At 40.3% G+C, this 20,454-nt stretch carries 19 protein-coding genes; 8 read left to right on the forward strand and 11 right to left on the reverse strand.

Going from position 1 to position 20,454, the window contains the following annotated elements; all coding sequences use genetic code 11:
* The first annotated feature begins 15 nt into the window (after positions 1 to 15).
* From iolO to AS005_RS05250, 7 genes are read left to right on the forward strand one after another with little or no spacing between them, the layout of a single operon-like run.
* Positions 16 to 822 carry a 5-keto-L-gluconate epimerase gene (iolO, locus tag AS005_RS05220; RefSeq protein ID WP_101510651.1) on the forward strand — a complete coding sequence of 269 codons (807 nt, stop codon included), beginning with the start codon at positions 16 to 18 and terminating at the stop codon, positions 820 to 822.
* Positions 823 to 881: 59 nt separating this feature from the next.
* A complete protein-coding gene (locus AS005_RS05225; RefSeq protein WP_101510652.1) occupies positions 882 to 2,213 on the forward strand; it encodes an ABC transporter substrate-binding protein in 1,332 nt (443 codons plus the stop codon).
* 36 nt (positions 2,214 to 2,249) lie between these two features.
* Positions 2,250 to 3,134 (forward strand): carbohydrate ABC transporter permease, encoded by an 885-nt coding sequence (locus AS005_RS05230; RefSeq protein ID WP_101510653.1) that lies wholly within the window; start codon positions 2,250 to 2,252, stop codon positions 3,132 to 3,134.
* Complete coding sequence (locus tag AS005_RS05235) at positions 3,134 to 3,985, forward strand: carbohydrate ABC transporter permease (protein ID WP_199203853.1); 852 nt, start codon at positions 3,134 to 3,136, stop codon at positions 3,983 to 3,985. Before AS005_RS05230 ends, AS005_RS05235 begins: the two co-directional genes overlap by 1 nt.
* Complete coding sequence (locus AS005_RS05240) at positions 3,985 to 5,064, forward strand: ABC transporter ATP-binding protein (RefSeq protein WP_101510655.1); 1,080 nt, start codon at positions 3,985 to 3,987, stop codon at positions 5,062 to 5,064. Before AS005_RS05235 ends, AS005_RS05240 begins: the two co-directional genes overlap by 1 nt.
* A gap of 13 nt (positions 5,065 to 5,077) precedes the next feature.
* A complete protein-coding gene (locus AS005_RS05245) occupies positions 5,078 to 5,983 on the forward strand; it encodes a TIM barrel protein (RefSeq protein WP_101510656.1) in 906 nt (301 codons plus the stop codon).
* Between the two features lie 31 nt (positions 5,984 to 6,014).
* A complete protein-coding gene (locus AS005_RS05250; protein WP_101510657.1) occupies positions 6,015 to 6,695 on the forward strand; it encodes a FadR/GntR family transcriptional regulator in 681 nt (226 codons plus the stop codon).
* A 26-nt stretch (positions 6,696 to 6,721) separates the two neighbouring features.
* On the opposite strand, the gene AS005_RS05255 is transcribed toward AS005_RS05250, so the two are convergent.
* From AS005_RS05255 to AS005_RS05300, 10 genes are all read right to left on the reverse strand, one after another.
* Positions 6,722 to 8,638 (reverse strand): alpha-glucosidase, encoded by a 1,917-nt coding sequence (locus AS005_RS05255; protein ID WP_101510658.1) that lies wholly within the window; start codon positions 8,636 to 8,638, stop codon positions 6,722 to 6,724.
* Positions 8,616 to 9,968, reverse strand: a complete 1,353-nt coding sequence (locus AS005_RS05260; protein WP_233186252.1) for a fucose isomerase — start codon at positions 9,966 to 9,968, stop codon at positions 8,616 to 8,618. The genes AS005_RS05255 and AS005_RS05260 overlap by 23 nt, the downstream gene beginning before the upstream one ends.
* Positions 9,969 to 9,973: 5 nt before the next feature.
* Positions 9,974 to 11,389 (reverse strand): aldehyde dehydrogenase family protein, encoded by a 1,416-nt coding sequence (locus AS005_RS05265; RefSeq protein WP_101510660.1) that lies wholly within the window; start codon positions 11,387 to 11,389, stop codon positions 9,974 to 9,976.
* Positions 11,390 to 11,393: 4 nt separating this feature from the next.
* Positions 11,394 to 12,635 carry a nickel-dependent lactate racemase gene (larA, locus tag AS005_RS05270; RefSeq protein WP_101510661.1) on the reverse strand — a complete coding sequence of 414 codons (1,242 nt, stop codon included), beginning with the start codon at positions 12,633 to 12,635 and terminating at the stop codon, positions 11,394 to 11,396.
* Positions 12,636 to 12,637: 2 nt separating this feature from the next.
* On the reverse strand, positions 12,638 to 13,792 hold the full coding sequence (locus AS005_RS05275; RefSeq protein WP_101510662.1) for a UxaA family hydrolase: 1,155 nt from the start codon (positions 13,790 to 13,792) through the stop codon (positions 12,638 to 12,640).
* 5 nt (positions 13,793 to 13,797) lie between these two features.
* Positions 13,798 to 14,082 (reverse strand): UxaA family hydrolase, encoded by a 285-nt coding sequence (locus AS005_RS05280; RefSeq protein ID WP_101510663.1) that lies wholly within the window; start codon positions 14,080 to 14,082, stop codon positions 13,798 to 13,800.
* A gap of 7 nt (positions 14,083 to 14,089) precedes the next feature.
* Positions 14,090 to 14,752, reverse strand: coding sequence for a transaldolase family protein (locus AS005_RS05285; RefSeq protein WP_101510664.1), 663 nt, complete (start codon positions 14,750 to 14,752; stop codon positions 14,090 to 14,092).
* Positions 14,753 to 14,767: 15 nt separating this feature from the next.
* Positions 14,768 to 15,586 carry a carbohydrate ABC transporter permease gene (locus AS005_RS05290; RefSeq protein WP_101510665.1) on the reverse strand — a complete coding sequence of 273 codons (819 nt, stop codon included), beginning with the start codon at positions 15,584 to 15,586 and terminating at the stop codon, positions 14,768 to 14,770.
* Complete coding sequence (locus AS005_RS05295) at positions 15,583 to 16,284, reverse strand: carbohydrate ABC transporter permease (RefSeq protein WP_233186253.1); 702 nt, start codon at positions 16,282 to 16,284, stop codon at positions 15,583 to 15,585. Before AS005_RS05295 ends, AS005_RS05290 begins: the two co-directional genes overlap by 4 nt.
* Before the next feature lie 175 nt (positions 16,285 to 16,459).
* Positions 16,460 to 17,728: an extracellular solute-binding protein gene (locus AS005_RS05300; RefSeq protein ID WP_233186254.1), complete on the reverse strand. Its 1,269-nt coding sequence runs from the start codon at positions 17,726 to 17,728 to the stop codon at positions 16,460 to 16,462.
* Positions 17,729 to 17,978: 250 nt separating this feature from the next.
* On the opposite strand from AS005_RS05300, the gene AS005_RS05305 reads away from it, so the two are divergent.
* Positions 17,979 to 19,406: an MFS transporter gene (locus AS005_RS05305; RefSeq protein WP_101510666.1), complete on the forward strand. Its 1,428-nt coding sequence runs from the start codon at positions 17,979 to 17,981 to the stop codon at positions 19,404 to 19,406.
* Here the strand turns inward: AS005_RS05305 and AS005_RS05310 are convergent.
* Positions 19,399 to 20,286, reverse strand: a complete 888-nt coding sequence (locus AS005_RS05310; protein ID WP_101510667.1) for an AEC family transporter — start codon at positions 20,284 to 20,286, stop codon at positions 19,399 to 19,401. The two genes, AS005_RS05305 and AS005_RS05310, sit on opposite strands and share 8 nt — an antisense overlap.
* Positions 20,287 to 20,454 lie beyond the last annotated feature (168 nt).

Genomic DNA, 20,454 nt, shown 5'->3' on the forward strand with positions numbered 1-20,454 from the left:
ATGGGAGGGAGAGCGTTGAAACTTTCTTTGGTGATAAGTACTTCTGATGCTGCTTTTGATGCATTAGCTTTTAAAGGAGATTTAAAAAAGGGAATGGAACTTGCTAGAAAGATAGGATATCAAGCGGTGGAAATAGCGGTGAGAGATCCCTCTACTGTAGATTGGAACGAAGTTAGAAATATGTCAGAAGAATTGGAACTCCCTATTTGTGCCTTTGGAACTGGTCAAGCTTATCTTGCGGAGGGTTTATCTTTAACACACCCTGATGAAAAGATCAGGAAGAAAGCACTGAGAAGAGTGGAAAGCCATGCGAAAGTTGCAACGATGTTCGGAGCGGTTGTCATCATCGGTCTTATCCGTGGAAGGAGAGAAAGAAGATCGCGACAAGAAGTTGAGGACATTTTTATCGACAGTATGAAATATCTTCTCAAGATCACAACTGATGTGAAGTTCGTCATAGAGCCTCTTAACAGATACGAAACAGACTTCATAAACACCGTGGATGAAGCACTACAACTGTTGGGGAAAATCAACTCGGAAAGAGTAGGGATACTTGCAGATACTTTCCACATGAACATAGAAGAAGTAGATATCTCAGAGAGTTTGAAAAAAGCTGGTGAAAAGCTTTACCATTTTCATGTGGCGGACAGTAACAGATGGGCTCCAGGATTTGGTCATATAGATTTTGAGGGCATTTTTAGAACGTTGAAAGAAATACGCTACAATGGGTATGTGTCTGTGGAGTGTCTTCCGTTGCCAGGTGGTATGGAGAAAGCAGCTCAATTTTCTTACGAAAAACTCAATAGATTGATGTCTTCTTGAAAACCATTAACAAATTCTAAACAAATCGTGATAAAATTGTTCCAATGGGGGGTGAGGATATGCGTAAACTTCTACTGACGATCCTTTTGGTGGCATCTCTCTTGATTTTCGCAGAAGAAATCACTATTACCGCATGGACGGTGGGTCCTGACAATCCTTCCTATTACAGGTTTGAAAACTTAAAGACCGCAGCAGAGAGGCTCAACAAGATACTCAGAGATCTTGGAGTAGATCTTACGATTAAAGTGGATGGATATTTTGACACCACAGATTGGAGCTCTTTCAAACAGAAAGTGGTATTCGGTATCAAGTCGGGTCAGGTTGTGGATATTGTCTGTTCAGGCCACGACGACATAGGAGCTTGGGCTAGAGCAGGATATATTATTCCTCTCGATGAATACGTGAAGAAGTATTGGGACGAGGTCTATTACGATTTCATACCATCGCTCTGGGAATCGACGAAGTACAAAGGGAAGATTTACGGTATTCCACAGGATACAGAAGCTAGGCCGTTCTATATCAACAAACAGGTGTTGAAAAAACTTGGATGGTCTGATGAGGAAATCAACTCATTACCGGAACGTATCGCCAAGGGAGAATTCACCTTTGAAGATTTCATCGAAGTAGCAAAAGAGGCTGTGGAAAAAGGGTATGTTGAGTGGGGTATTTATCACAGGCCAAAAGCAGGTATCGACTATTACCAGCTTATGATCAGCATGGGTATCGATTTCTATGATGAAGAAAACGCGGTGTTTGTTTACAATGTGGAGGACATGAAGCGCTATTATAAACTCCTGTACGATTTGGCGAATACCTACAAGATCTTGCCTAAGAACATGATAGGAACACCTTGGACCTCTGTGCACAAAGATGTCACAAGTGGAAAAGTTTTGGCATGGATGGGTGGTACCTGGAATTGGGCAGAATGGAAGAAGGATTACGGAAAAACCGAAGAAGAGCTTCAGAGCATGTTCATCCTTGCGCCGGTTCCAAAGTTCAGAGATAAAGGGAGACCGAATACATTGTCCCATCCCATTGTTTACATGATACCGAGTACGAGCAAACATCCTGATATTGCTTTCTTGCTTATAACACTTGCTTCCGCGCCGGAACTCAACATGAGACATGCCGTTGAAAGCGGGCATCTTCCCATCAGGTGGCAACAGACCGTCCTTCCAGAATATACGAAGGAATTCATCATGGTTGAAGGAACAAAACTTCTACCGTATTCAGGCTTCATACCGAACGATGATATGTTCAATCTCTACAATCAAATCATTTTCGAAGGTATGCAAATGGCAGAAGGTGGTATGAATCCGGAGAAAGTGGCAGAGGATGTGGCGAAAAGATTAAAATCTCAACTGAAAGACAGAGTTGTGATCATTGAGTGAGGGGTTCTCCCCTCACTCTTTTCGTGAGGTGAGGACATGAAAAAGTTGAAAGCTTGGTTCCTTCTTTCGCCTCTCTTATTTTTTGTGATAGTGTTCTTTTTCATACCGGTGGTACTCACTGTAGTGATAGCATTCACAGATATGGATTACACGCTTTCGTGGAATTTTGTGGGTTTTCAGAATTTTAAGGACATTTCCACTGATTTCATCATACCCAAAGTAATCGCAAACACTTTCATTTATACTTTTGGTACCCTAGGGATGTTTAATCTGGGAACTGCCCTTTTGCTTTCCCTTCTCACCACTTCCATAAGCGATAAATGGGGGAATTTTTTCAGAACTCTTTGGATGTTACCAAGACTCACACCATCTGTTGTTTACGGTCTTCTCTGGCTTTGGATGTTCGATCCTACTGAATACGGACTTGTAAATTTCCTGAGGAGCTTTTTCGGATTGCCACCACAGGATTGGCTCCACACCGCTCCAATGTGGATGATCATTTTCGCAAATGGGTTCATCGGAGCATCTATGGGTATGCTTGTTTTCACTGCTGCAATAAAATCCATTCCAGAAGACTACTACCGAGCTGCGAAAATCGATGGTGCAAGTTGGTTCATGATTGCACGCCGAATTACTCTTCCGTTGATAAAATGGCATCTGCTTTTCGTAACTGCTTACCAAACCCTTTCACTCCTGGCTTCTTTTGAATACATTCTCATCATAACCGATGGGGGACCGGTTTACAGAACAGAAGTTTGGGCACTTTATACCTATCACAATGCTTTCTCCCATTTTAGATTCGGTTACGGTGCTGCTCTTTCCATAATACTGGTCATTATTGGTGTGATCTCGGCATTTGTTTACATGAGATTCTTTGGTTTCGAGTCTTTGATGGAAAGACCGAAGGTCGAGGTGGAATAATGAGGCTCTCCTTCTGGCAAAGAAATTCGGAGAAAATAAGAACAATAGTGATAATATTCATTCTCTTCTTGATCACTTCTCCAATTCTAATTGGATACGTCTGGCTCGTCCTTAGATCTTTCAGTGAAGACCTTGTTAACGGATTCATTCCCACTAAGCTTACTTTAAAAAATTGGAGATTTCTTTGGCAAGAAATAAAGGGATATCCGAATATTTGGCATACCACCCTGAACACAGCATTACTTGCACTTGGTGTTATGGGAGTTGAAGTTATAATTACGAGTTTAGGAGGATATGCCCTTTCAAGATACGATTTTCCAGGGAGATCCACTATGATGAAATTCATCCTAGCCTTACACGCATTTCCTGCCATTTCGCTCATGACAGCAGTTTTCTATCTGCTTTGGACACTCAAACTTTTAGATACCCTGTGGGGAGTTATTCTTCTCAAGGCTTCTTTGGAAGTTCCGTGGGGAACTTGGATTATGAAAGGATTTTACGATGGTATACCCTGGGAACTCGAGTGGGCAGGCCTTGTTGACGGATACAGCAGATTCGAAGTATGGAGAAGGATCCTATTGCCCCTTGTGAAACCAGGAATTGCAGTTACCGCTATCTTTGCTTTCCTATCAGGGTGGTCTGAATTTGTCTTCGTGAACACATTCATCTTTTCTCAGAATTTGTGGACACTTTCGAAGTATGTGAAGGGATTTATAGGAGATTACAGATTCGCGGACTATGGACTCGTTACAGCCGTTGGGTTGTTCTACATGATACCAACCATCATTTTCTTCTTCTTTGTCAGCAAGCATATGATAAAGTTGACGATTGGTGGGGGAGTGAAAGGATAATGCCTGGTATCAGAGTAGTCAATCTGAGGAAGTATTTTGGAAAGGTGAGAGCGGTAGATGGTGTTAGCTTCGAAGTGAAGGATGGGGAATTCGTAGCGCTTCTTGGACCGTCTGGGTGCGGCAAGACAACTACTCTTTTAACTTTGGCCGGGATATATAAACCCACTTCGGGGGAGATATACTTTGACGACGTTCTTGTCAACGAAATACCTCCAAAACACAGAGAAGTTGGGATGGTCTTTCAAAACTATGCCCTGTATCCTCATATGACCGTTTTTGAGAACATCGCGTTTCCTTTGCGAGCTAGGAGATTTCCTAAAGAAGAAATAGAAAAGAAAGTTGTTGAGATAGCGAAAAAACTCCTCATAGATAACTTGCTAGATAGAAAACCTGCGCAGCTTTCAGGGGGTCAGCAACAAAGGGTAGCACTCGCAAGAGCCCTTGTGAAAGAGCCGAAAGTTCTGCTTTTCGACGAACCTTTGTCGAATTTGGATGCAAACTTAAGAATGCTCATGAGAGCAGAGATAAAACATTTGCAGCAGGAGCTTGGTATCACATCGGTTTATGTGACACATGACCAGGCTGAAGCTATGACGATGGCGTCGAGAATAGCGGTTTTCAATCAGGGAAAACTTGTTCAATATGGAACACCGGACGAGGTATATGAAAAACCGAAAAACATGTTTGTTGCCTCCTTCATAGGAAATCCCCCTACAAATTTTTTGAAAGGTTTTTCTGTTGTCGTGGCAGAAAACCAGACTATTTTGAGAAGAGACAACGTAGTTTTAAAAATACCACAAGTTGTACGTACCGATTTAAAGGAAGTGGTAGTGGGAATCAGGCCTGAACATTGTAAGATATCTTACAAGCGTGAAGAAAACGCTATTCCGGGAAATGTATACGTTGTAGAACCTTTAGGAAGAGATATAATAGTGAATGTGCAAACAGAGCACGGAGAGTTGATAAAGGTTTTTGGCGAGCTCGGTAAAATACCGCAGCCAGGGGAGAAGGTGTTCCTCGTTCCGTCCGTAGAAAAGCTACATTTGTTCGATCCACAAACTGAGGAGACGATCTTCTAAAGAAGGTGCGGTGATGATCAAAGGAATAGGAACGAACGTCGATACGAGAAGGGTGAACGGATCGATAAAGAGATTGGTGAGTGAGCTTGAATTCTTCAAGAGTATTGGCTTTGATTACGTGGAGATACCGGCAGCAGGACTCGATGTCATTGCTAGAGGTCGCATCATCAGGAAAAGGTTGGAACGAGTAAAGGAACTACTTTCCAATTACAATTTTCGTTACACGGTACACGCCCCTGATGTTATCAACCTCAAGATAAAAACAAATCCCTGGCATTACAAGGTTATGGAGGCTACTATAGAGTTTGCCGGAGAGATAAAGGCAGAAGTGGTGGTATACCATTACGGTGATGTAGACCATTCCATAGACATACCTGAAAGGTTGCAGAGAAAAGCGGAAATTAACGCCCTCGGTGAACTCGCAGAATTCGCAAGAGAGAAGAACGTTGTGATAGGAATTGAAAATGTAACCCATTCCGTTTCCGAGGTGTTAGAACTTGTAAAAACAGTGAATCATCCTAACGTTAAGTTAGTCATAGATGTAGGGCATCTCTTTATCTTTACAAGTTACACAGGGATCAATTTTTATGGAGAGTTGAAAAAAGGTCTCCCACATGCTGTAGAATTGCACCTCAGTGATAATTTTGGTGAATCGCCTCAGACGTATCAAAAGATTCCGGATATAGAAGCCTTTCGTTTTGTTTATGGAATAGGGGACCTCCATCTTCCCATTGGGGAAGGCGATATCCCCTACAACAAAGTGTTGAAAATCATAAGGGAATCTGGTTTCGATGGAATCGTCATATTGGAGATAAATTCGATGGATAGATTTGCCGACGAATATGCGGATTCTTTGAATCTGCTTCGAAAGAGACTCATTTTGAATAGCAACAGAAAAAGAAAAAACAGATCAAGATAGGAAGTTTTATCTTTACTAAAGGAGGGGTTTTGTGTCAAAGGTTCATGAAACAGTGGAAAAAATCGAAAAATTGATAGAAGAAATGAATCTGAAGAAGGGTGATAGACTTCCTTCGGAAAGAGAGTTGTGTGAACGAACGGGTGCTTCACGAATAATCGTAAGAGAAGCTCTGAGCTTTCTGAAAGCTTCAGGAATCATCAAAAGTAGAAGAGGGAGCGGAAATTACATTGTAAGACTTCCCAGGGAAAAAAACAGTAGATCAGAAAATTTTGAGCTTTTTTTAGAGTATGATATAGATGAATTGGTGAACGCTCGTGAGTTTTTGGACAAAGCAATTGCGGAATTTTGTCTTCACAATTTTACTCTTCAAATGATAGAGGATATGGAGCGGTTTCTTTCCATGATGAAGGAAAACTACAAGCGAAAGAATTTCCAATCTTTGACAGAGGCAGATATAATGTTTCACAAAGTGTACATAAAAGCAGCGCGGAATCCCATCATTTCATCTTTAGCGGGTAATTTGTTGGAATACATGAAAAGCCGTATCTGGTATGTTCTGAAAAAGGATTATCTGGCAGATTCGGAATATCAGAAAAGATCCATAAAGTTTCATGAGGATATACTCAATGCAATAGTCTCAAATAACAAAACGCATCTTCTAAAGGCTATAGAAAATCATTACAAAAACATCCTCGATCATCTAAGCCTTTGAGTTTCGTTCAATAGGTACTCTAGCAACTATCCATAAAATCTTTCTATCTTTCTTATGGTAGTCAGAATATCTTCTGAAAATTTGGAATCCTCTCTTATAAAAACAGGTGGTTCACCAAGAGGAGCGGGGATCTCCACCCATCCTCCTTTGAATGTTTTTTGGGACCAAATGTGTACCCATTTTTCTCCTCGTGGCAAAAAGACTCTCCACCATCTCTTACCATGTTTCAAAACGGGAGCCACTAGTATGTCGTCTCCAAAGAGATATTGGTATTTTGTCCTCCAAGACTCAAGATCCTCGGGATAGTTTAAAAACAGAGGTTTCACAACTGGTAAGTTGTTTTTCAGAGAAGTGTTGAATTGTTCTTTTATATATTGAATAAGGGACACGTGTACATTTGCCATTTTCGAGAAATGTTTTAGTATATCGTCCTGTGTGTCAAATTGAATATTTTTCAATGGTCGATTAGTTTGATGGGTACGCATGACAGGAGAGAAAGCTCCCACTTCGGCCCATCTCATAAACAGTTCGGGAGTTCTTTTCAACCAAAATAGAGAAGTGTACCCTCCTATATCAAAATGCATGAACCTTACGCCAGAAAGACCAGAACTCAACATAGCTGGAACAACGGTTGGTAATCCATCGCTTTTTGACCAATCGACGTTTTGATCTCCTGCCCAAAAGCATGGGCAAAATTTGGTTGATCCGAGGAATCCCGATCTCATGAAATAGATAATACTTCTCGATGATTCTTTTACAGCTTCAAAGTTCAACCTTGCCCACTCTACTGGATATTTATTATGGAACTCAACGGCTGACGAGGTTTTCAAAAGAGCATCTAATGGTAAATACTCCCCGAAATCGGCCATCCAACCATCTATACCTATCGATATCATATTCCTTACTATTACCGACTTGTACCATTCGAATGCTTCCGGATTGCTTAAATCTAAAAGCCCGGCTGGGAATGTTGTAACAATAATGTCGTAGACACTACCATCTCTTTTCTTAACTAAATAGCCGTTTTTGGCAGCTTCCTTGTACATTTTCCCATCTTTTATCAAGAACGGGTTTATATAAGCCAAAAAATGGATGCCCATTTCCCTCCATTTTGAGATATACTCCGGCAGATCGTGGTAATCCTCCCTGTCGTATTCCCAGTTCCAGTACACTTGTCTTCCAAACTTGGTGTACACTTTTCCAGACCAATCTTGACACCAAATAGCATGAAGAGGGATATCCCACTTTTTGGCTGTTTCAATGACTTTTTCAGCTTTTTCTATTCCTCCTTGGGAGGCTAACCATACACCAAACATCCAATCTTCATACTCAAATATTCCACCGAAAATTTCATAGAATTTTCTCACCATATCCTCTATTGAACCTTCGAGGAATATGACGCTACACTTGTTATTCCATATTTCAAAAGTAGCAACATCTTTCAATTCAATCATTACAGGAGTAAAGACTTTCAAGACGATTCCGTATCCTTTGTTGGAGAAAAAAACTGGTTGAGGAAAATATGTAGTGTACCAATCTCCCCTCACTCCTTTTAGTGCTGCAAGGAGGGATATTAAGTTTTTTCCTCTGCCAACTCCCTGTTCTTGCACAAGCAATGGAAATTTTTTCCCTCTCAAATTGAGTTCGTTGTATTGTTCCCCACCTCCGAAGATGATCTCATCATCTTCCAATTCGATCTCCATTATTATTCTGTTACTTGTTTTGTTCCCATTGATCTCTATTTCTAAGGGGTCTTCAGAAACCACCCTTAAGGTTCCCTCAAATTTTTTCTTTTCTTTTAAAACCGATTTTATGAGGTAGTGTCCATGGTGTTCTTTAATTTCTACCTCTCCAGTACCTTCCCATAACCTTTCTGAGGAAAACAGGATTCGATCCTGGATTTTAATGTAAAATTTATTCTTAGAGGGATTGAATATCACCATTTCTAAACACCTTCCATCCTTTCATTTTCGCAAATCTTATCAGTGGATTTGCAAAAGATCCGTATCCTAAAACGACATGATGCGGGAACCCATTTTCCACGAGAACTTTTAAGGTTTTCACAGGGTCTTTTACCTTGACTCTCACGTATGTTCCTTTTAACTCTTGCTTAGTGGGAATGGCTTCGCCTTCAGTTACAAAAAGTCTCCATTCCCCATCCATATGATCTACTCGAGCAATGGTAACATGTCCTGGCTTAAGGACAAAATCCGTGGTTACACCTTTTCCGCCTGCAAAATAGGTTTCCAAAGATTTTCTTGATTTGCCATCCCAAAGTGTATGCGGCGCTACTCCACAATGCCACATTAGAAAAGTTGAATCCTTTTCGATGATCTGACTAATATCTGAAAGGTAAACATCCTGACATCCAATTGCTTTGAGCATCAACATAGTAATAGCTCCTAGTATATCACCTTCGCAGCTTAAAACGAAGTCATTTGCCATATTCCATGCCATAGCAGCACAAGGTGATATCCCGTAATGGGTAGCAAACTCTGGCCAACATCTAATAGCTAAAGCATCAAAGTTTCCTGTTTCTATGATTCTTTTCAAGGAAATAGCCAAATTGCATACTTTATTTTTTTTGTCTTCAGAAAGCTTACTCGTATCGTAAATCTTTTCCATTTCACGCTTCAGAGTTTTTAAAGATTCATCATCCGCTCTTATATTAAAGGCAGTGTTCAAGGGAATGTATTCTACCATCACATTCAACTCTTTTAAAAGAAGGGGTTCGTAAATGTCAATGTTCAAGAAAGTTTTTGCATGCCCCCCTAGAACTCCTATTTTCGATCCTTTCAGTTTTTTGCTGATTTTTATGACATCAATCCATTCTTTGAACTCTCGGTGAAAAGATTTGTCTTTTGATGAACCGTAAATGAAATCAACATCCTTTCTTCCAATTTTTTTCAAATTAGATACGTCAAGATGCGCTCCTACTAAAGAGTTGAGTTTTACCCTCCCTTCTGAAGAATAAGGGGGCTCAGGGACTGCCCAACAAAGCATTGGAGTTTTTGGAAATTCTTGCGAAAGAAGAAGAGCAATGTTACCAAGATGAAAGGTTAAGCTCATGATTACCATACCGTCTATGTCTATCTTCTTCGAACGATTTAAAAACGCTTCTAAATTTTCTGGGTACTCTACAACATCCGGTGGTATGATCCAATTGACCTCTTTGTATTTTCTTAGGATATTTAATTCTTCTTCAAATATGCTCCTTCCTTCAGACACCTCATATGTACTTCTCACGGCTGGAACAAGTAGAAGATTGATCATAGATATCACCCCTGATCGAATATGATAGTTTTTATTTCCATCATCTCTTCTAACGCAAATCTGATCCCTTCTCTTCCTATTCCGCTTTCTTTGTATCCACCATATGGCATGAAATCTGCCCTATATCGCGGGCCTTCGTTTATTAAAACACCACCAAATTCCAGTGTTTCGATAGCTCTAAACGCTTCATCGATTTTTGAGGTGAAAACTCCCGCTTGAAGGCCATATTTTGTGGAATTCGCTTCTTTAAGGGCTTCGTCAAAACTCTCAAAAGCATTTACAGCAACTGCCGGACCGAAGAGCTCTTCAGTCATCATTTTTGTATCTTTTGGTACGTGTAGCAGAACTGTTGGTTGAATCAGGGTGTCTTTCCTGTTCCCTCCTATTCCTATTTTGGCGCCCTTTTCTACCGCTTCTCTTATCCATTCCTCTATTCTAATGGCGTTGGCTTCATCTATTACTGGCCCCATATCAGTTTCTTCCTTCATGGGATCCCCCGTCTTTAATTTGCTCACTTCTTTTATGAGTAGATCCACAAAATCTTCGTATATAGTCCTCTGAACATAGACTCTTTGAACAGAAATGCAAACTTGTCCAGCCTGTGAAAATCCACCAGATACTGTGGCTTTTACTGCCTTTTCAAGGTTTCCGGTTTCTGTTACTATAAGTGGACTGTTGGACCCAAGCTCCAATGCAACTTTTTTGAGGCCGGCATTTTGCATTATCATTTTTCCTACTGAAACACTCCCTGTAAAACTAACCATTCTTATCCTTCTGTCTCTTACGATGGCAGTTCCCACCTTTCCACCCGGTCCTGTTAGAATACTCAGGGCTTCAGGAGGAAGACCTGCTTCAAGTAGTATCTCCCCTAGAATCAAATTCGTGAGAGGATCTTGGGTAGGAGGTTTTATGATAACAGCGTTTCCAGCCGCTATGGCAGGACCTATCTTGTGAGCACAAAGGGCTAACGGAACGTTGAAAGGTACTATAGCAGCCACTATACCAACAGGTTCTCTTATAAAGTATCCTTTCTTTTTTTCGGAACCTTTCAGAGAATCAAAAGGTAAGGTCTCGCCATGAATCCTTTTTGCCTCTTCCGCTGACAATCTGAACAGGCCAGCAGTTCTGAGTACTTCTGCTCTGGCCTCTCTTATAGTTTTTCCGGATTCTTTGACAAGAAGAACCGACATTTCTTCGGATCTTTTCTCGATCAGTTCCGCTGCTTTTTCCAATACCTCAACTCGTTTCCAAATCGGAGTTTTTTTCATCACTTTTGCCCCTTCGACGGCTTTACTAATGGCCTCTTCTATATCCTCTTCTGTGGCTATGGGAACTGTACCAACCACGCTTCCATCATAAGGATTTAAAACCTCTATTTGCTCATCTCTATCTATCCATTTCCCAGCAACAAGCATCTTCATGATTTCACCCTCCCAGTTTGTAGATTTTGTACGGAATAATTTGGGACGCGTTTGGGATAACAGCGATTTCTTTTTCAGAAGAGACAATTTTGAGAACCTCACGTGTGTTTTCTAAAGGATGAAAAAACATTTTTCTTAGTTTTTCTCCGGGTAAAGATGAAAGTATGAATACTTTACATTTAGTAAGAGTGCGAGCCAATAAAAATGCTTTATGAGGCCCTGCCTTAAAATTTGAAAAATCAAAATTCTTTATAACATCCTCTGGGGAAGAGGCTTTTTCGAGGATTTGAACGTATCCTCCTTCGTCACCAAACCCGTTCGAACATTCCGCTAAAAGTAATATTTTCCCTCCCGACTTGCAAAATTCTTGGGCAACAACTAAAGCTTTCTGGGATTGATAAAGATCTATGTCTCTGGGATATCCTCCTGGGGACACTATTACCGCACTGTAGAGCTTCTTTATAGGCATCCCACTAATATCTTTTACAAAATGGCATGCTTTCCGATGAGATTCTGGATGGCTTCCAATAAACAGTTTTATTATTTCTTTCCTCTCATTCGTGACGGCGTTTATCAGAAGATCCAAACCTACCATGTTTCCTATTTCATCTATTTCCTCTCTCACTGGATTTCCTTTGATAACTCCTATTTTTGCAAAAGGGGAAGCGAGTTTGGAATGATTCTTGCTCACGGTTTCCCTTCCACCTAACCCTATTGCCACTCCTTTCGCACCACCTGAAAAACCCGCGAATTGGTGCTCTTCCACGAGAGAGAGGACGATTTTAAGATCGGATTCCACGAAATATTTCATGATCCATACAGGCGTATTGAAAGAAGTTTTCCCCACAAAGGTTAACGTCTCTCTCTTATCCGCGTTGTGTACAAGAATTTTTATCTCGCGACTTTTAATTGGAATAAGTTCAGTTATTTCTTCTTTTGATGGGCTTCTATGAAGTCCTGTCCCCACACATATGCGTATTTCCTTTGCTTTTTTTCTCGATAGAATGTTCACTAAAGGTGGAAGTAAGTCTTTTGATATGTTAGGTCGTGTCTGATCAGGAATAGCAACTGCTACTGTTTTCCCAGAAACATGAAGTTCCTTGAAGGCTTTCTCGAGTTCTTCTTTAACTTCTTTCTCATCCATGCGGGGGAAATTCCCCCGCTGTCTCTCTAAAAGTTCGATTTTTAAATTTTTCGGAAATGTTAAAATAATCTCACTTTTGCCGTAAGGAAGCACTATTTCCATTATCAAGCGCTCCTGTAAAGTTTTGTTAAAACGAATTCCTTGTGGTTAAGTGTTTCTGCTCTCACCATACGCCCATTTGCTGTTTCCACAACTCTCTGCCAAAGTTTGTCAGCTGCTTCATCTATGCTTACTCCTTCTGTTAATACTGGCGAAACATCGATGTCTATATGTTCTGACATAACACGTGCAGTCTTCGGATTTGCTGTGATTTTCACGACGGGTATTATAGGATTTCCTATAGGATTTCCTTGCCCGGTTGGGAAAAGATGAATTACGGCACCGGCTGCTGCAAAGAGTGTAACGGCTTCTGCAGCAGCGGATGAAGTGTTCATGAAATACAGTCCTTTTCCTGGAACATCCTCTAAGAAATCTAAAGCACCATCTATCATGGCGTTTCCAATCTTCTGAATATTTCCAAGAGCTTTCTCTTCTATCGTACTCAAACCGCCTGCAATGTTTCCTTCAGTAGGTTGTGATCCAAGGAGATCTACACCTTGTGATTTAATCAATTCCTGATATTCATTGAAAATCTTCAAGAATTTTTCTTTGTCTTCTTTTTTCTTGAATCTAGAAGCTATGATATGCTCGGCACCTGTCAATTCTGTTGTTTCTCCGAAAAGTACCGTTCCACCTATTTCGAGGAATCTCTCAGTGAATCTCCCTACTACTCTGTTTGAGCCGAGTCCTGAAGTGGTATCCGATTCTCCACATTTCAAGCTTATTGTAATTTCACTGATATCCACCGGTTCTCGTTTCAAGTTGGTGGTATCTTCTACCATTTTTACAGCAACTCTTGAGACTTTTTCAATTGTTGCGAGTTGACCATATCCCTCCACCCAAAAGGCTTCGACAGGTTTTCCTGTTTTGGCTATTCCATCTGCCACTCTGTGAGTCCATTTTGGCTCGATACCAACAACTATTACCGCAGCGACATTTGGGTTGGATCCCGTTCCTATAAGTGTTTTGAAGAAAAGTTCCAAGTCTTTCCCAAACTGAAGTCGTCCGTATGGATGTGGAAGAGCAAGAGTACCAGCAATGGATTTTTCCACAGCTTCAACAACGGCATTTGATATATCGTCAACCGGTAATAGAAGAACGTAATTCCTGACACCAACCTTTCCATTTTCTCTCACATAACCAAGTATTGTTCTTTCCATTTTTATCACCCCCATCTCAGGCTTCGTATGTTGTGAACGTGAACATGGGAACCTTTGGTAATGTTTTTTGTAGCCTTACCTATTACTTCTCCGTATTCTTTTATTTTTTCTCCTTCTTTGATGTCCCTCAATGCTATTTTGTGACCGAGTGGAATATCCTCTCTGGTTTCCAATTCGTAAAATTTTTCTCCTTCAAGTGTTTTTCCTTTTATTTTTTCATTGGCAGATATGTCACGAACTGCTATTCCTACGTCATCTCCCTCTTTGTGAACCAAAAAATCCACTACCATTTCTGTATCACCTCCTGTATATGCTATCCCACGCTTCAGAAAAGATTTGAAGTCCCAGTTTTGTATACGGATTGTCAAAGGCTCTCCTGTAAACTTCGAACCCCGCTGTCACAATGTCAGCTCCTGACATGGCTGCTTCTATGAAGTGCCTTCCAGATCTAACAGCAGCGACTATTATCTGGGATTTGTAACCGTATCCTTTTACAGCTTGAACGATTTGTTTCAAAAAATCTGTGTTCATTTCCCCTCTTTCTTCTCTCCATCCCACAAAAGGGCTTATATAAAAAGCCCCTAGCCGAGCAGCTTGGACCGCCTGAACCATGTTGAAAACCAGAGTCACATTCACTTTCACTCCCTTAGGGCTCAATTCTGCTAAAGCTTCAAACCCATTCTCTGTAGCTGGAATTTTTATTGCAAAATTTTCTGAGATCGCTGCTAACGAAAGAGCCTCCTGAACGATTTCTTCTGGAGAATCTAAATGTGGATTGACTTCTAGACTCACGGTGATATGCGTTCCTTCGACAAGTTTTTTCACTTCTTTGGCAAAATTTTCTACTGTCATTCCTGCATTCATCAAATGCCTTGGATTCGTTGTCACACCATCGATCTTCCATTTTTTAATGGCGTACTCAATCTCATCCAGTTTGGCACTATCGAGAAAGAATTTCATTGTATCGACACCTCCTTATCCTTTAATGCCCCCTGCTGACAAACCCTTTATTATGTACCTTTGAAAACCTAAAGTTATGGCAAAAACGGGAATGAGCATAATTGTTCCAGCGGCCGAAAGTTGACCCCACAATGGAGCATATTGACCAAGGAATCCGTTAACTGCAACAGGTGCCGTCTTTGCCCTCACACCGGTTAAAACTAAAGCGTAGATAAACTCGTTCCATGACATGAGGAATGTAAAAACAGCAGCTACAACAATCCCAGCTGATGCAAGAGGGAAGAATATCCTCCAATATATTTGGAAATCTTTGCAACCATCTATTTTTGCAGCTTCTTCAAAATCGCGCGGTATGCCTTCAAAAAATGGTAAAAGCAAAGCCACAGCATATGGAAGGTTGAAACTGATGTGTGCTAGAGATAATCCTAAAATATTGTCACTGAGGCCCATTTTCTTGAAGATTAGATAGAAAGGAAGTGACAACGTTATTTGTGGTACCATTCTCAAAAGAAGTAGCAAGAAAATAATGCCGTCATTTATTTTGAATCTGTACCTGGATAATCCATAAGAGGCCATTGAACCGAAGAAGACAGAAACAAAGGAAGAAATACTTGCGGCTATCAAGGAATTTTTCAAGCCACGAACAAAATCCTCATTTTCGAACACTTTTTTATAGCTCGCAAGAGTAGGTTTAAAATAGAAAGGATTTCTACTCCAGATGTCTATGTCTTTTTTAAAACCGTTTAGAACAACTATAAGAATTGGAAAAAGTTCTACAACTACTATGAAAAGGGCAATAAAAAAGATGATCCATCCCATTGTTCTTTTTCTCATAGTGTCTCACCACGCAAACCTCTTTTAACAACGAAGTAAGATATTGCAAGCGAGATAATCATCAAGAACGTCCCCACTGCAGAAGCGTAGGATATGTTTCCAAACTCAAAAGCTTGCTTGTGTATATACAGTGAAAGTAACATAGTCGCGTTTGAAGGACCTCCGTAAGTCATAACGTAAACCTCCGAGAAAATTCTGAGAGCGTCAATTAGTCTTAAAAGAAAAGCGATTGCCAAAACTGGCTTTAAAAAAGGGATAATGATGTATGATACTCTTTGAAAAAAACCTGCGCCATCTATAAGAGCGGCTTCTATATATTCATTGGGTAGTGAGGATAAACCAGCGAATATTATCATGAACATGAAAGGCCACATTCTCCATATATCTTGAAAAATCACGGCCACGTAGGAAAAGGTTTTATCCGCGAGCCAAGCTTCTGGCCCAATTGATAGTCTCTGAAACAGAGCAGCTAGCACACCATAGTCCGGTTGTAACATCAATCGCCAAGTCAATCCGGAAAGAACTGGTAATACAAATACAGGAAGCATGAGTAAAGAACGAAGTAATTTAGAAAAAGGAAATTCCTTGTTGAACAACAATGCAACGAAAAATCCAATAATAAGCTCTATAGGAAGTGCTATGGCTATAAAACCTAATTGTAACCATAAAGAATGCCAAAAATCTGGATCTTTAAACATAGAGGAATAGTTCTGAAAGCCAATGAATTTTACATTCCCAAGGAATAGCAATTGTCTATTCGTAAAAGAGATGAAAAAGACATATACAACCGGATATAACAAAATAAAAGCAACTATTAAAAGCGTTGGAATAATGAAGAAAAGGAAGGGGCCGATCCCCTTCCTTTTTATTTTTTTAGTAGCCGTATTTCTTGAGGACGTTTTCAATGCCGATCACCATCCTGTCTACCGCTAGTTCAGCGGGGAGCTCTCCAGAGATGGCTTTGAGCCAGTAAACTCTTATGACTTGAGAAACTTCTGGATAATGCTCGAATCTTGGCCTTTCGACGGCATACTTGAGAGAGTCATAAATTCCTGCAAACCAAGGTCTCTCCTTTTGAAGTTCCGGATCAAGTAACAGAGAAGCTCTGGCAGGAGTCATCCCTTCTGGAATGAGCTTTTTCTGAGTATCCAACGCCATCCACCAGTATGCAAATTCAGCAGCAGCTTTTTTGTTTTTGGCAGCTTTGGGTATTCCTACTATCCAAGCTCCTCTTACAGCCGCTCTTCCAGCGGGACCAGCTGGGGGAGCAGAGTACACAATTTTTCCCGCGACAAGAGATTTTTCAGGATTTTCAAGATCCGGGATTAGTGCGGGCCAATTGAACATAGAGAACACTTGACCTTGCGCAAAAGCAGCCATTCTTTCGGAATGACCATAATCCAGAGCACCTTTCGGAGCGTATTTTAGAAGCTCTTTGTAAAACTCGATAGCTTGAACTGCTTTTTCTTTGTCAAGCACTATTTTGTAACCATCTTCTGTTACTTCGAGAACTTTTGTTCCGAAACTTCTGAACATCCATATAGCTTCGCAAGTACTACCCTCCGTTGGTTTTGTAAATGGAGCCCATCCGTATATGCCTTTCTTGGAAAGAAATTTGGCCATATCAAGGAGTTCTTGAAGAGTTTCTGGAACTTTCATCTCGTAACCATATTCTGCTTTGAATTCATCCTTATACTTTTCAATAATATCCTTTCTGGTGAGCCATACGTATATGTTTGCGTTAACAGGAAGGCCCATAAATTCACCTTTCCATTTTCCCGCTTCGAGTGCAAGAGGCATAATATCGTTCATATCAGGCTGAGGATAATAATCTGTAGAGGGCCATTCGGAGAGAGGTAGTAATAAAGGTGCAACCATCGGTATGTTAGGCTCATCCACAGCGACAAGATCATAATCCGAATTTTCAAGAGTCACACTTAAAAGTGTTTTTTGGAGCATTGAACCGCTTGGTACCAATTCGAGTTCGACTTTGATTCCCGTTTTTCTCTCAAACTCATCTAAACCTGCTTTTAAAGCTCTGGTCATAGCGTCGTCCCAAAGGAGTACTCTTACCGTTGAAGAAAACGCTATCGCACTGACCAACAAAAGAGAAGCAAGAATCACCACACTGAAACGCTTCATGCTGATCCCCCCTAGTAGAGAAGTTGTACGCTCATATTTTATATCTGGTAATACCAATTTGTCAAGTGTGATTTTAACGATATGTTTCAAAGAAAACAATATTACGGCCGATTATTGACAAATATTTATTATATTTTGATTTTGTTGTTTCAGTATGATGTTTTTATAATACTAATCGTGGAAGAATTATTATAATAAAAAGTTTTAAAAAGCCTCATTTTTTCGAATCAGCTTGGAAGGGAGGGAAAATATGAAGTCTGTGAAATTCAAAAATCTCGTTTTCTACGGTTTAGGAGATATATTTGGAGGGGGTTCGTTTATTGTTATAGGTACTCTTTTTTTAATTTTCCTCACGGATGTAGTAGGATTGAGTCCTACTCTAGCTGGACTCGTTATCATCATTGGGAAAATCTGGGATGCTGTTTCAGATCCTTTAATGGGTTACATATCTGATAACACGAAGTCACGCTTTGGTAGAAGGCGCTTGTATTTTCTAATAGGAATTGTTCCTATATTTGTGAGCTTTTCCATCCTTTGGTATCCTTTTGTCTCAAGTTCTCAGCTCTCTATTTTTATCTATTATTCTTTAGCTTATGTATTCTTTTCAACAGTTTACACAATGGTCATGGTTCCCTACAGTGCTTTGATTACTGATATGACAGATGATTATTATGTTCGGACAAGACTTTCCGGAGCAAGGATGATGTTCTCTCAAATCTCTGCCCTTATTTCTGGTACCCTTCCAAAGATGATTGTGGATTCAGCCCCTGATCCCAAAATAGGTTTTAGCAGAATGGGAATGATATTCGGAATAATTTACTCTCTTCCGTGGCTATTCGTTTTTCTCGGAACCTGGGAAAACAGGAAAGGTTCTTCATCCAGAGTATCTGGAAATGTGCTTTCTGTTTTCAAAAACAGAGTTTTTAGAGTGCACATTGCCATGTACATTTCTGCATACACGGCTATGGATATAATGATGGCCCTGTTTGCTTATTACTTGACTTACTATTTAAACAAAGAGAATATGTTTTCCGTAGTTATGGGTGCAGTTTTATTAACTCAAATTCTGTTTCTTCCCATATACGTAAAATTGTCAAATTCTTTAGGAAGTGCCACGGCGTACAGGATAGGACTTTCTTTGTGGGGATTTGGTATGTTGATGCTTGCGTTTATGCCTTCCAATTCTTCGAACCTTCTGATAATTGTTGACAGTATCGTAATAGGAGCTGGACTATCTGCAGGTGTTATGATACCCTGGGCTATGCTTCCAATGGTTGCGGATGTTGACGAATTGATAACCTCGGAGAATAGAGCGGGGTTGTATTCTGGTATGATGACTTTCATAAGAAAATCTGTGCAGGCTTTTGCACTTTTCGCGATAGGCATCGCCCTTGATTTGATAGGATATGTTCCTAAGGGAGTTCAATCATCTAGAACGTTGTTAGGATTGAAAATTTTGACCGCAGTTGTTCCTCTTGCCTTGATTATCGTTGGTATACTTTTCTCATTCAGATTTAAAATAAATCCTAAGATCCACAAAATCTTAATGACAGAAATAGAAAGACTCAGGAAAGGTGAAAGCAAGGCATCCGTGAGTGCAGATGTTAAAGGAATTTGTGAAGCAATAACTGGGATATCTTATGAAAAGTTGTGGCAAAAACCGAAAAAATCTAAATAAAGATGCTTTCTAGAATAATAGCCCATATGGGAAGAGTGAAAACTGCAAAAAAAGTGGTAACGGTTACTCCGAAACCTGCTGTTTCATCGTCGCCGTTTAAAGCAGCCAAAAGTACTACGCTGTTTACCGCTACTGGCATAGCTGTTTCCAAAACAAAAACTTTTCCTGCTAAACCGTTAAGTTTGTAAATCACTACAAAACCTAAGGCAATCAGTGGTGCAAAGACGAGTTTATTGAAAATAATAGTTGCTCCTATTTTTAGGAGGTGTTTACCAACCTTCACTTTTGAAACGGATAATCCTACATACAAAAGCAGATAGGGAATCGCTGATCCCTTGATCATTTGCACTGTGCTTAGTATATAGGGAGGAAGATCCTTATAATGCCATCCCAATTTTCCTGTTAAAAAAGCGATCGGCAACACATAAATGTACGGCAACCTTAGGAGGTTTTTGAATTCCAACTTTTTTCCAAGAAAAGCGGGAAGGATGGTATACATAAGAACTATTAAAAAAGCGTAGACGACACCCAAAGCAAGTGCTTCTTCTCCCCACAAAGATAAAAGTATAGGATATCCTAGATATCCCGCGTTACTAGCGACAGAGGTTACAAATACGAGATCCTTCTTCTCCCTGAAGAACCGTGAGTAGAGGTAGAAAAACAAAGAAAGGATCACCATTCCTATACCAAAGTCTTTCAAATTAGAAACACTCGGTGTAAACTCATTTACGAAGGTAAACGTCACTGTGGGTACCATGACCCAGATTGCTATTTTAGAGGCAAGCCCCATGGCTTCTCGTGAAAAAATTTTTCCCACCGTGTATCCAATGAGAATGATAAAAAAAGAAGGCAAGATAGCTGTGAAAGTTGTAGACAGCACTTCTATTCCTCCTTCAGGTTTGAACGAACAAACTATTCTCGTTTTTGAGGTAAATTCTGTTTCCATTTTATCATTCTAGAACATCTGGAGGCTCAATCCCATGGTTAAGGATCTTATCTTCTAAAAGCAATAGAAAGCGTCGGCCTCCAATATAGGTTTTCAACATTA

Origin of the sequence: Thermotoga sp. KOL6 (genome assembly GCF_002866025.1) — a bacterium.
Classification (GTDB): domain Bacteria; phylum Thermotogota; class Thermotogae; order Thermotogales; family Thermotogaceae; genus Thermotoga.

Bases quoted from the DNA above. Each gene is read 5' to 3' on its own strand.
- AS005_RS05260 (WP_233186252.1), bottom strand. From the start codon at position 9,968: ATGATCAATCTTCTACTTGTTCCAGCCGTGAGAAGTACATATGAGGTG.
- AS005_RS05230 (WP_101510653.1), top strand. From the start codon at position 2,250: ATGAAAAAGTTGAAAGCTTGGTTCCTTCTTTCGCCTCTCTTATTTTTT.
- AS005_RS05245 (WP_101510656.1), top strand. From the start codon at position 5,078: ATGATCAAAGGAATAGGAACGAACGTCGATACGAGAAGGGTGAACGGA.
- AS005_RS05290 (WP_101510665.1), bottom strand. From the start codon at position 15,586: ATGAGAAAAAGAACAATGGGATGGATCATCTTTTTTATTGCCCTTTTC.
- AS005_RS05280 (WP_101510663.1), bottom strand. From the start codon at position 14,082: ATGGTAGTGGATTTTTTGGTTCACAAAGAGGGAGATGACGTAGGAATA.
- AS005_RS05265 (WP_101510660.1), bottom strand. From the start codon at position 11,389: ATGAAGATGCTTGTTGCTGGGAAATGGATAGATAGAGATGAGCAAATA.
- AS005_RS05225 (WP_101510652.1), top strand. From the start codon at position 882: ATGCGTAAACTTCTACTGACGATCCTTTTGGTGGCATCTCTCTTGATT.
- AS005_RS05235 (WP_199203853.1), top strand. From the start codon at position 3,134: ATGAGGCTCTCCTTCTGGCAAAGAAATTCGGAGAAAATAAGAACAATA.
- AS005_RS05240 (WP_101510655.1), top strand. From the start codon at position 3,985: ATGCCTGGTATCAGAGTAGTCAATCTGAGGAAGTATTTTGGAAAGGTG.
- AS005_RS05300 (WP_233186254.1), bottom strand. From the start codon at position 17,728: ATGAAGCGTTTCAGTGTGGTGATTCTTGCTTCTCTTTTGTTGGTCAGT.
- AS005_RS05285 (WP_101510664.1), bottom strand. From the start codon at position 14,752: ATGAAATTCTTTCTCGATAGTGCCAAACTGGATGAGATTGAGTACGCC.
- AS005_RS05305 (WP_101510666.1), top strand. From the start codon at position 17,979: ATGAAGTCTGTGAAATTCAAAAATCTCGTTTTCTACGGTTTAGGAGAT.
- AS005_RS05255 (WP_101510658.1), bottom strand. From the start codon at position 8,638: ATGGTGATATTCAATCCCTCTAAGAATAAATTTTACATTAAAATCCAG.
- AS005_RS05275 (WP_101510662.1), bottom strand. From the start codon at position 13,792: ATGGAAAGAACAATACTTGGTTATGTGAGAGAAAATGGAAAGGTTGGT.
- larA (WP_101510661.1), bottom strand. From the start codon at position 12,635: ATGGAAATAGTGCTTCCTTACGGCAAAAGTGAGATTATTTTAACATTT.
- AS005_RS05295 (WP_233186253.1), bottom strand. From the start codon at position 16,284: ATGTTTAAAGATCCAGATTTTTGGCATTCTTTATGGTTACAATTAGGT.